At 75.1% G+C, this 670-nt stretch carries 1 pseudogene; it reads right to left on the bottom strand.

From position 1 onward, the window contains the following. Positions 1 to 95: 95 nt before the first annotated feature. Positions 96 to 670: pseudogene (locus tag ROTAS13_RS25515) on the bottom strand (phenylalanine--tRNA ligase subunit beta); the annotation flags it as partial.

Below are 670 nucleotides of genomic sequence, written 5' to 3'. Positions count from 1 at the left end.
GGGTCCGGGGACCGGCTTCGGTCCCCGGCGGAGAGGGGGTCCGGCGGGAGAGGCGGAGCCTCTCCCCCGGGGGGGCCGGGCGCCGCGGTGCCGCCTCAGCCCCGCAGAGTGGCTCCGGTGGCCTTGGTCACCGCCGCCACGACCTTGGCCGCCACGGCCTCGATCTCGGCATCGGTCAGGGAGGCATCGCGCGGCTGCAGCACCACCTCGACCGCCAGCGAGACCTTGCCGTCCGGCAGCCTGTCGCCGGCATAGCGGTCGAAGATCGCCGCATCGGCGATCAGGTTCCGCTCGGCGCCGCGCGCGGCGCGCAGCACGTTCTCGGCCGGGACCGTGGCATCCACCAGGAAGGCGAAGTCGCGCCGCACCGGCTGCAGGGCGGAGAGGGCAGGGGCGGACTTCTTGCGCCGCTTGGGCTCGGGGATGGCGCCGAGGAAGACCTCGCAGGCCACCACCGGGCCGGCGATGTCCAGCGCCGCCAGAACCTTCGGATGGATCTCGCCGAACTGGGCGAGCACCACCTTCGGCCCCTGGCGCAGCACGCCGGAACGGCCTGGGTGGTAGTAGCCCGGCGCATCCGCCGTCACCGTGATCCCGGCCAGCGGCGCGCCCAGGCTGCCGAGCACGGCGAGCGCGTCGCCCTTGGCATCCATCGCGTCCACCGGGCGGG

Source organism: Roseomonas sp. TAS13, from assembly GCF_001950415.1.
Classification (GTDB): Bacteria; Pseudomonadota; Alphaproteobacteria; order Acetobacterales; family Acetobacteraceae; genus Roseomonas; species Roseomonas mucosa.
The sequence above is the reverse complement of the archived record's forward strand: the minus strand, read 5'-3'. Positions and strand labels throughout refer to the sequence as shown.